Origin of the sequence: Pseudorhodoplanes sp. (assembly GCF_035565855.1) — a bacterium.
Classification (GTDB): domain Bacteria; phylum Pseudomonadota; class Alphaproteobacteria; order Rhizobiales; family Xanthobacteraceae; genus Pseudorhodoplanes.
In genome coordinates, this window is record NZ_DATMRX010000069.1 from 1 (window position 1) to 9,487 (window position 9,487).

The 9,487-nt window shown below is 61.1% G+C and carries 10 protein-coding genes; 5 read left to right on the plus strand and 5 right to left on the minus strand.

The annotated features are described in order from the left end of the window. From VN004_RS03980 to VN004_RS04000, 5 genes are all read right to left on the minus strand, one after another. Positions 1-509: 3-keto-5-aminohexanoate cleavage protein (locus VN004_RS03980; protein ID WP_325607245.1), on the minus strand; the 509-nt coding region annotated here is incomplete at its 3' end. A gap of 72 nt (positions 510-581) precedes the next feature. After that, a complete protein-coding gene (locus VN004_RS03985) occupies positions 582-1,532 on the minus strand; it encodes a VOC family protein (protein WP_325607247.1) in 951 nt (316 codons plus the stop codon). Between the two features lie 130 nt (positions 1,533-1,662). Then, positions 1,663-2,352 carry a GntR family transcriptional regulator gene (locus VN004_RS03990; protein WP_325607249.1) on the minus strand — a complete coding sequence of 230 codons (690 nt, stop codon included), beginning with the start codon at positions 2,350-2,352 and terminating at the stop codon, positions 1,663-1,665. A 27-nt stretch (positions 2,353-2,379) separates the two neighbouring features. After that, complete coding sequence (locus VN004_RS03995) at positions 2,380-3,375, minus strand: ornithine cyclodeaminase family protein (protein WP_325607250.1); 996 nt, start codon at positions 3,373-3,375, stop codon at positions 2,380-2,382. Between the two features lie 18 nt (positions 3,376-3,393). Beyond that, entirely contained in the window at positions 3,394-4,413 is a 1,020-nt protein-coding gene (locus VN004_RS04000) for a dihydrodipicolinate synthase family protein (protein WP_325607252.1), read from the minus strand. Positions 4,414-4,737: 324 nt separating this feature from the next. On the opposite strand from VN004_RS04000, the gene VN004_RS04005 reads away from it, so the two are divergent. The 5 genes from VN004_RS04005 to cysW all read left to right on the plus strand — a co-directional run bounded on the left by VN004_RS04005 (position 4,738) and on the right by cysW (position 9,458). Next, positions 4,738-5,694 carry a tripartite tricarboxylate transporter substrate binding protein gene (locus VN004_RS04005; RefSeq protein ID WP_325607254.1) on the plus strand — a complete coding sequence of 319 codons (957 nt, stop codon included), beginning with the start codon at positions 4,738-4,740 and terminating at the stop codon, positions 5,692-5,694. Positions 5,695-6,421: 727 nt separating this feature from the next. Next, positions 6,422-6,649: a hypothetical protein gene (locus tag VN004_RS04010; RefSeq protein WP_325607256.1), complete on the plus strand. Its 228-nt coding sequence runs from the start codon at positions 6,422-6,424 to the stop codon at positions 6,647-6,649. Between the two features lie 38 nt (positions 6,650-6,687). Continuing rightward, positions 6,688-7,692, plus strand: coding sequence for a thiosulfate ABC transporter substrate-binding protein CysP (gene cysP, locus VN004_RS04015; protein WP_325607258.1), 1,005 nt, complete (start codon positions 6,688-6,690; stop codon positions 7,690-7,692). A 73-nt stretch (positions 7,693-7,765) separates the two neighbouring features. Then, positions 7,766-8,590 (plus strand): sulfate ABC transporter permease subunit CysT, encoded by an 825-nt coding sequence (gene cysT / locus VN004_RS04020; protein ID WP_325607260.1) that lies wholly within the window; start codon positions 7,766-7,768, stop codon positions 8,588-8,590. A 4-nt stretch (positions 8,591-8,594) separates the two neighbouring features. After that, the gene (gene cysW / locus VN004_RS04025) at positions 8,595-9,458 is read left to right on the plus strand and encodes a sulfate ABC transporter permease subunit CysW (protein WP_325607262.1); all 864 of its coding nucleotides are present in this window, start codon (positions 8,595-8,597) and stop codon (positions 9,456-9,458) included. The last annotated feature ends 29 nt before the right edge of the window (positions 9,459-9,487 follow it).

Here is a 9,487-nt window from a genome sequence, read left to right on the forward strand (position 1 = left end):
CGGATGTCGCCGCTATCGAAAACCTCGAGTTCAGGCTTCACGCCTGCGGCACGGATGGCATCCGCCATGATGCGCAGGTTCCGCGGCGTGTTGATGACCACGGCGCTTTCCGACCACATGGTATTGAGGTCAAGGCTGCAAATATCCGGCTTCAATGCGACCACATGCTCGACGCGCTTCAGCGGATGAAGCAAATTGGATGCGGGCGCTGCGATCTGCGGGTCGTCGTCGCTCGGCACGAAGCGACCGCCGGGACCCGTCGTGAGGTTGATGAGCAGATCGACGCCTGACGAGCGGATACGATCGACGACCTCGCGGTAGTGCGAAAGCTCCATGCTCGGGCGGCCATCGGGATAGCGCACGTGAATATGCGCGATCGCGGCACCCGCGCGCGCCGACTCGATCGCCGCATTGGCGATCTGTTCAGGTGTGCATGGCAGGCCGGGGTGATGCTCCAGCTTGGTGTGGTTGCCGGTAACGGCGACAGTGATGATCGTCTTTCTCGACACGCCACACCGCAGCTATGAGCGTTGTTGGACCTGCACGGCGACGCCCGATCGCGAGCGCGCCTTGCCGCTTCGCTACCGAATTTCGCTGAAACGCGGCATCGGCTGCGGAAGCGGAACCATGCCCTCACCTTCCACGACCGGAGGCGCATCGCCCGCCATCCAGTAGCGGTTGGCGAAATCGGGCACCCAAAGTCCGGGCTGCCAATTGTCATCGACGAAGTCGCCGTCCGCGGTGTACTCGATCTCGCCCCCGACCGGCGATGTCATGTAATAAAACACGATCGACGACGCGCGGTGGCGGCCGAGTCCGTACTGGCTCTTCCATCCCTTCCGCTGCATGTGGTTCGCACCGACCATCAGCTCGTCAATCGATTCCAGACCGAATGCCATGTGATGGAAGCCGAGCGGGCGGTTCACGATGAAGAAGTTATGATGCTCATTGCGGCCCTCGGCGCGCAGAAATACGCCGCGACCGCGCGACACGTCGGTGACGCGGAATTTCAACCGGCCAACATAGAAATCGAGCTGCTCGTCGACGTTCGGCGTCGCGAACACCACATGCTGGATGAGCTGCGGCCGGGCCCGGTCATACCACTTCCGCATTTTGTTCCAGCGGGGCCGCTCCGTCAGACTGTTCTCCAGGTTGGAAACCTTGCCTTCGAGCGGCTTGCGGTTGAACACGCGAAAGCCGATCCGTATCCCTGCGGGATCGACGGTGCGAAGCGTGCCGTCTGCGTCCTTCGTGACAACCCGATCGGTTTTCAGATCAGCCTCGATGGCATCCAGCGCAGCCTGGCTATCGACGCCCCAGATGACTTCGCGCGGCCCGTCACCGGGCAGGAACTTCGGCGGCAACGCAGGATCGCTGTCCTTGCGCACAAGGACTTTCGAACCCTCCGGAAGCACGAAGTCGGCTCCCGCGGCCGTACGCGTTCCCTCCAGCCCGAAATCCTCAAAGAACCGGATCAACTCGTCCGGATTCGTCGCGGAGAAAACGACAGTCTCGACACCGTTAATTGCCATGACGCGCCTCGATTGCGGCTTGTACCGGCCGCCTAACAGACAGGGATGCTGGCCCTTCTACTACTTTGAGCTATTTCCTTAGTCAAGGAATATTGGAACGTCCCTTGTGAGCGGCGCCCGTGCGCCGCGCCTAACGGACCTTCTTGCGTTCGCCGGTCTTGCCCGTGGCCGCATCATAAGCGTCGAGCACGAGTGTTTCTGTGAAAGTGATATGCTTGTCCAACAGCTTCACGGCACGTTCGACATCACGCTCCCGCGCTGCATTAGCAATCATCTCGTGCTCGCGGCTGCGGTCGACCTGGCGTGTCGTGGTCAAGAACATCCGGCGATACCGGTCCGACATGTCGTGCAGCGTTCGACAGAAATTCAGTAGCAGCGGCATCCCGCAGCTGCTGATCAGCGCCATATGATAGGCGCGATGGCATTGCTCCCACTGATCGTTGATCTCCGGCTTGTCGCCACGCTGGCGCGATGTCAGCGCTGCAAGACGATGCTGCGCAGCGACGATCGCCGTCTCCCATTCGAGATCGCCCCGTTCGATTGCGTGGCGCAGCGCGAGGCATTCCAGGCTTCGGCGCAGTTCACTGACTTCGATCAGATTTTCGCGCGAGACCGGAGCAACCCGAAACCCGCGCTGGTCCTCGGCGACGACCAGACCTTCGGCCGCGAGCCGCATGAGCGCCTCCCTCACCGGGGTGAGGCTGACATCATAACGCGTGCGCAAATCGTCAGGGCTCAACCGGACGCCGGGGAGCATGGTGCCCTTGAGGATTTCGCCGCGGATCCGATCAACGATGTCGGTCGAGAGCGTTGAACCCATTGCGTTCCCTGACGAAAAGATCGCCGATTAGCTGTTCTTGCCGATGCTCTGCTTAACCTTCAGTGCAACAGGAATTGGTTGCCCCAATGATCGCGCCGCACATGCCTCCGCGGCAAATTCGGCAAAGGCGATGTCCTGAAGCGCAGAACCGACCGACTTGAACATGGCAATATCCGACGCGGCGCGCCGATACGGTATGCGATTCTGAACCAGATCATACAAGGAAAACAGCTTATGCTCGAAGGAGACGCCCTTCTCGCGCGCCGCTATCATGTCTCCGGTGTCGTGGCTCAGTTCCTTGACCTCATCGGCGACGATGACCGACGCCCGTTCCACCACCGACGCGTCGACCTCGCGTTGGCTCGCGGTCGTGGAGCCGATCGAAACGATCGTCGCGCCCGGCGCAAGCCAGTTGCCATACAGGATTGGGCTCTCATCCCGCGAACGGGCCGCTGCGAGGACGTGGGTCGCACCGCTCACAGCCTGATCGGGCGAGGACACCGCCTCCGCATCGATACGCAAATCGGCGCGAACGCTCTCCGCGAACGCCTCCCGGCTGGCTGCCGTCGGACTGAAGACCGCCAAGCTTTGCACCGGCCTCGCTGCGGCGATTGCCCGCACATGCGATCGCGCCTCGAGACCTGATCCCAGCACCGCAAGTTTGCCGATCGGCCCCGGCGCCGACAAAGCGTCGAGACCGAGCGCCGAGGTGGCGGCGGTTCGCATCGCCGTAATCGAAATGCCATCCATCAGATAGGCAAGTTCGCCGGTCGCCTTGTCGAACAGCGTGATGACGTAGACGACCTTTCCGTCCCGGGTACGCGAGATCTGCTTCGTTCCCATGAACCGGCCGGTGCCCGGGATCGCCGGCATGCAGCGAATCCAGGCGCTCTTGTCGGCTGCGACCAGCCGCCCAGGGACCGCCCTGTTGTTGGCCTCCGCGGAATAAGCCTTCCGCATGCAGTCGATCGCCGCCGGCCAATCCAGGATGGCATCCGTGTCGGCGGCCGAAAGGTAAATCACGCGCCCCTCTCCTGCCGCTCAAGCCGGATTGCGTCCGACGAAATAATCGGTGTCCGGATCATCCGTCGGATTGAGACCACTGGCTTTGACGGCGGCCCGCAACGTCCTCATATGCGCGTCGATCATCTTCTGCGTTGGATAGCGCAGCGGACCGCCGTTAAACCCGTGCAGCCAGCTCTGATATTTCCAGTAGGCGCGGTGAATGAGCTTGGTCCCCGGCATATGGGTGGCCTGCAAATTCTTGTTGGCCATGCGCGCGGGATGCACTTGCCAAAAGATCTCCATCGCCTCTTCGAAGCGGTTTTCGCGCATGAGGTTGAACATGACCGGGACGCGATCGCGGAGCAGACAGTGGTTGCTCGTTCCCGACCATTGCATCGGATAGCTTGCCATCAACGGAATGGCGTCCGCTTCGATCGGGCACGTGACGATGACATCCTTGGCGTGACGATTCCAGCATTGAACGAAGCCGCCGATCGTGGGCATGCCTCCCTCGGCCTTGATGCACACGATGTTCGGGATATCGGCCACGATCTGCGCAATCAGTTCCGGCGGCATTCCGGCGGGATGAATGCGCTCAAATCCCCAATGCGGCACCGGAAACAGGATGACGCCGAGATTGGTGCTGTCACAGAACGCCTTGGTGTAGTCGTAAATTTCCTTCGCGGTCGTCGGATAGAAATTTCCGGGATAGCCAAGCAAGACATAGTCGGCGCCGGCCTTCTCCGCGGCCTGCACGGCTTCGATGTTTTCGGCGAGCGTACCGAATCCGGCGTGATGGATCAGTTGTAGTTTGTCACCGGCTTCGTCTCGCGCCCATGAGGTGAACTGGGCGTACTCCTCCACGGAGATGATGACTTCGGAAACAAGAAGCGTGCCGGTGAAGCCGAACTCGATCACCTTACGAACATCGTGCCGGATCGCCTTCTCGTTCAGGCGTTTGAGATCGGCAGTAAAGGTCGGAATGATGATGTTCGCGCACCCGTGCATGTTGTCCCGAGCCCAGGCGCGTGCATCGGCTTTTTTGTAACTCGCCATCTTAGCCTTTCCCGTAATTGCCGGTTGAGCCTGCCCGGCATAATGCATCCTGTCAACAATAATGCATTTTTTTATCGACAGTCGATTTTCTGCCTGTTACCGTTTCTCACAGTGGAAGATGGACATGTGGGTCAGTCACGGGCGAAGGATTGCGTGGTGGCGTTGGTTCTGATTTCAGGGCGCCCCTTACAGGTCGGCACGCAAGCCCTCAGGGAGGACTCGTCTGCTCGAAGGCGAGATGTCCGGTCGTCCCGTTAAGAAACACGTCGGCTCGGAATGTTGCAGTGAGTGCACCATCACCCGATCCGTAAACTTGGAGGAACCATGGTGCTAAAGCGAACCTGGCTTGCGATTGCAGCTCTCATTCTGCCTTGCGTGGCGAACGCGCAGTCATTTCCAACGCGACCGATCGAAATGATCATTCCGTTCTCGGCCGGCAGTGCGCTCGATTCCAACGGGCGCATCTTCGCGAACGCCTTCAGCGAAGCGCTCGGGCAGAGCGTTGTCATCCTCAACCGCGATGGCGCATCCGGAACGCTCGGCTTCACGGCGCTGACCCGCGCGGCGCCAGACGGCTACACCATCGGATATGGCCCGACGACACCGATCGCCAACGCACCGTTCCTGCTCAAGTCGGTGGGATACAACGTCGAATCATTCACCTATATCTGCCAGCTGTTCGAAACGGTCTTCCTGATCGCGGTTGGCCCGAACTCGAAATTCACCTCGGTGTCGGACCTGTTCAAGGCCGCCAAGGAAAAGCCGGGCGAACTGACCTTCGGCAGCGCCGGCGTTGGGACCATCGGACACCTTTCGCTTGCACATATGGCGTCGTCCCTCGGCCTTAAGTTCCAACACGTCCCTTATCGCGGCGACGCTGCCTTGGTCCCGGCCCTTTTGAAGGGCGACCTTGACTTCGCCGTCGTCACCGTCGGGACACTCGTCAACCAGCCCAAGCTCAAGACTCTGGCGGTCGTGGCGAACGAACGCCATCCCGCATTCCCGGATGTCCCGACCGCGCAAGAGGTCGGCAGCGTCAAGATCGCGATTCCGCCGGCCCATATCGGCGTGTTTGCGCCGCGCAACATCCCGGCCCCGGTTCGCGCTACGCTCGAGAAGGCCTGCGAAACCGCGCTCAAGTCCGAGGCCGTCCAGCGGGCCGCGAAAATCACCGGACAAAACATCAAGTACCTCGATGGAGCGAAGTTCGAGCAGCAGACCATCGCGGACTATAATCTGAAGAAGGAAGTCATTCATAACTTGGGTCTGGCCGCTCAGTAACCGCGAGCCTCCCGCCCTTTCCTTCAGAGCCGCCCGATCTCTCGGGCGGCTCTTTTTATGTGCGCGATCGGAGAAGAGTTCGCCTCGCTGGCCGCACACAGAATACGTCTATCGCGGACGCCTTGTGATCGAAGGCGTACTGCCGAAGCGCATCGACACCGCCGATGTGGGAGTTGGGCGGCTGACGTCACGCAACACGTGTTGCTTGCCCTCAATGGATTGGACCTTTCTCCGGACCGCGCACCAAAGCAAACGCTGACGTCGCCTTGGCCGCCGGCGCTTTCATTGCGCGTCCGCCTGCGAACACGCCTTTCGACACGAAAGCGCCAGCGATTTCCCCCGCGTTACGCGTGGAAAGCTTTTCCTTAGCCGGTTCGCGCGCTGCGCGATTAATTCTCTTTCCTGCATGGAAAAGGCATTCATTTTCTTATTTTTCCGCGTCTCTTGACCCCCGCCCCGCCTGTCAAGAAAAGTGATCGTGCCCTGCGGTTTTTCAGCAGGGCCGCGGGATTTGACCGAGCAGCTTGCGCCGCGATGAAAAACGCTAAAGCGCCACGAATGCTCTTCGTGGGCTCCACACGACAGGAGAAACGCGATGGGCCATATTCTCAATCGCAATCCGTTCCACTACCGCCGTCTTGGTGCCGATCATCCTGGCGCGGATCACCCGTGTTGTCGCTGAATGCATTTGCACAGCTCATCGCACAACCGGTCACGGGAGATCATCATGTTCCATGCCTATGTTATTGAGGTCGCCGGCAGCGCCGCCGGCATCATCGTCAAGGATGGCGCCTGCTTCACCTTCTGCGCATCCGATTCAAAATTCAGCGCACTGGACGGGCGGAATTTTCACAATGCGCGGGACGCCGAAGCTGCGGCTCACCGCCATATCGCCGGAACCCGCGGCAGGCCTGCGCGGCCCCCGCTCAGCGAACGCATGTTCGGTGCGCGCTGAACTCATTCATCCCCACGACGCATTCATCAGGAGACATCATGCGTAAATTCCTGCTCGCGGCCGTCGCCGCTTCTCTCATCGCCGGTCCCGCTCTCGCCCAGGACAAAGGACCGGACACGATCCTCAACGTGTCCTATGACATCTCGCGCGAATTGTTCGCTGCAATCAATCAGGCCTTCATCAAGAGCTGGAAGGCGAAGACCGAGCAGAATCTGACCATCAACCAGTCCCATGCCGGCTCATCGCGCCAGGCACGCGCCGTTCTCGAAGGGCTGGAGGCGGATGTGGTGACCTTCAACCAGGTCACGGACGTGCAGATCCTGCACGACCGCGGCAAGCTGATCCCGGCCGACTGGCAGAAGCGCCTGCCGAACGATTCGTCCCCGTACTACTCCCTGCCGGCGTTCCTCGTGCGCGCCGGAAACCCGAAGAACATCAAGGACTGGGACGATCTCGTTCGCCCCGACGTCAAGGTCGTGTTCCCGAATCCGAAGACCTCCGGCAACGCACGCTATACCTATCTTGCGGCCTATGCCTTCGCGAAGGAGAAGTATGGCAGCGACGAAAAGGCCGAAGAGTTCATCAAGAAGCTGTTCGCGAATGTCCCCGTTTTCGATACCGGGGGACGCGGTGCGACCACGACCTTCGTCGAGCGTGAAGTCGGTGATGCGCTCATCACCTTCGAAGCGGAGACCAACGGCATCCGCGACCAGTTCGCGGCCAAGAAATTCGAGGTCGTCGTCCCCTCGCTCAGCCTGCTGGCCGAATTCCCGGTCACGGTCGTCGACCGCGTCGTCGACAAGCGCGGATCGCGGAAAGTCGCAACCGCCTATCTGGAATTCCTGTACTCGCAGGAGGGCCAGGAGATTCTCGCGAAGCTCCACAACCGCGTTCACCATCCCGAAGTCGTGAAGAAGTACCAGGCCAACTTCCCCAAGGTGCGCCTCGTGAAGGTGGAGGACACCTTCGGCAGCTGGGACAAGGTCAATAAGGAGCATCTCGCCTCGGGCGGAAAGCTGGATCGCCTGTTCGGCTCCCGCTAAGGTTGTAACCAACCCGCGCAAGGCCGCACGCGCATGCCGCGTGCGGCCTCGCTGCTGTTCTGAGACTCCTCTCTTGCGCCGTCGCACCATCCCCGGATTTGGCCTGTCCCTCGGAACGACAATCCTGTACCTCGGGATCGTCGTTCTGCTGCCGGTCGCTGCGCTCCTCCTAAAGGCGGCCGAAGTGGGCCCCGCGCAATTTGCCGCCATCATCGGAAGTCCACGGACGCTGAATGCGATCCGGTTGACGGTACTGACCGCACTCGGGGCAACACTGTTCAATGCCGCCTATGGGCTCGCGCTGACCTGGGTGTTGGCACGCTACGACTTTCCGGGAAAGCGCCTGCTTGACGCACTGGTGGACGTTCCGTTCGCGCTGCCAACCGCCGTCGCGGGGCTCGCGCTGACCGCGCTGTTTGCCAAGAACGGATGGTTCGGCCGGCCGCTCGCGGATATGGGCATCGCCGTTGCCTATACGCCGCTCGGCATCATGCTGGCGATGGCCTTTACCTCGGTGCCATTCGTCGTCCGCACGGTCCAGCCGGTGATCGAGGATCTCGGCACCGACATCGAGGAAGCCGCCGGCACTCTCGGCGCGAGTGAATGGCGCATCCTGCGGTCCATCATTTTCCCGGCGATCTTTCCGGCCTTCCTGACCGGCTGTTCGCTGGCTTTTTCCCGCAGCCTCGGTGAATTCGGCGCCATCATCTTCATTGCGGGCAACCAGCCGAACTACACCGAGATCATCGCGCTGCTCGCCTTCATCCGGCTTGAGGAATTCGACTATCCGGCTGCGGCCGCGATCGCGGCCACGATGATGATGATCGCCTTCGCCATGCTGCTCATCACCAACGCGATCCAGTCATGGCATCTGCGTTATGTCGACCGTGGAGACTGACGGCATGGCAGACACCGCGCTGCGCACAAGGGCTGGGACATTCAAGGTAGGCGGTGGGACCGCCGTGCGGCGCACGCTGCTCGCGGCGGTCTGGGTGATGACCCTATTTTTCATCGTGGCGCCGCTGGTCACGATCATCGCCCTTGCCTTCGCGAAAGGCGTTACGGGTTACATCCAGAATCTGGTCGAACCCGCGACGATGCACGCGATCTTCCTCACGGTGCTGACCGCCCTCGTGGTCGTTCCGATCAATACCGCCTTTGGCCTGACCGCAGCATGGGCGGTGACCAAGTTCCGGTTTCCGGGGCGCGATCTTCTCGTGACGCTGATCGACCTTCCCTACTCGATATCACCGATCGTCGCCGGCGTCGCCCTGCTCCTGGTCTATGGCGCACAGGGTCTCTTCGGACCGTTTCTGGCTGATCACGGCATCAAGATCATGTTCGCTCTACCGGCGATCTTTCTCGCCAGCCTGTTTGTGACCGCGCCCTTCGTCGCGCGCGAAGTGATCCCGCTGATGCAGACTCAGGGCACTGACGCCGAAGAGGCGGCGCTGTCGCTCGGAGCCTCGGGGTGGAAAGCCTTCATGTATGTCACGTTGCCCAGCGTCCGCTGGTCCGTGATCTACGGTGCGATCCTGTGCAACGCGCGCGTGATGGGAGAATTCGGCGCGGTCTCCGTCGTGTCAGGAAACATCCGCGGCGTCACCAATACGCTGCCACTGCAAGTCGAACTGCTCTACCACGACTATAACGTCACCGGCGCCTTCGCGGCGGCATCAGTGCTGACGCTTGTGGCGCTGCTGACGATCCTCGCGCGCTTCATCTTCGAGCGACGCGGCGCGCCAGTCGGGCCGGGACGCCACTGACAACCGTTTGTCGTCGCAGATCACGGCGT

Bases quoted from the DNA above. Each gene is read 5' to 3' on its own strand.
- VN004_RS03985 (WP_325607247.1), bottom strand. From the start codon at position 1,532: ATGGCAATTAACGGTGTCGAGACTGTCGTTTTCTCCGCGACGAATCCG.
- VN004_RS03990 (WP_325607249.1), bottom strand. From the start codon at position 2,352: ATGGGTTCAACGCTCTCGACCGACATCGTTGATCGGATCCGCGGCGAA.
- VN004_RS04000 (WP_325607252.1), bottom strand. From the start codon at position 4,413: ATGGCGAGTTACAAAAAAGCCGATGCACGCGCCTGGGCTCGGGACAAC.
- VN004_RS04005 (WP_325607254.1), top strand. From the start codon at position 4,738: ATGGTGCTAAAGCGAACCTGGCTTGCGATTGCAGCTCTCATTCTGCCT.
- VN004_RS04010 (WP_325607256.1), top strand. From the start codon at position 6,422: ATGTTCCATGCCTATGTTATTGAGGTCGCCGGCAGCGCCGCCGGCATC.
- cysP (WP_325607258.1), top strand. From the start codon at position 6,688: ATGCGTAAATTCCTGCTCGCGGCCGTCGCCGCTTCTCTCATCGCCGGT.
- cysW (WP_325607262.1), top strand. From the start codon at position 8,595: ATGGCAGACACCGCGCTGCGCACAAGGGCTGGGACATTCAAGGTAGGC.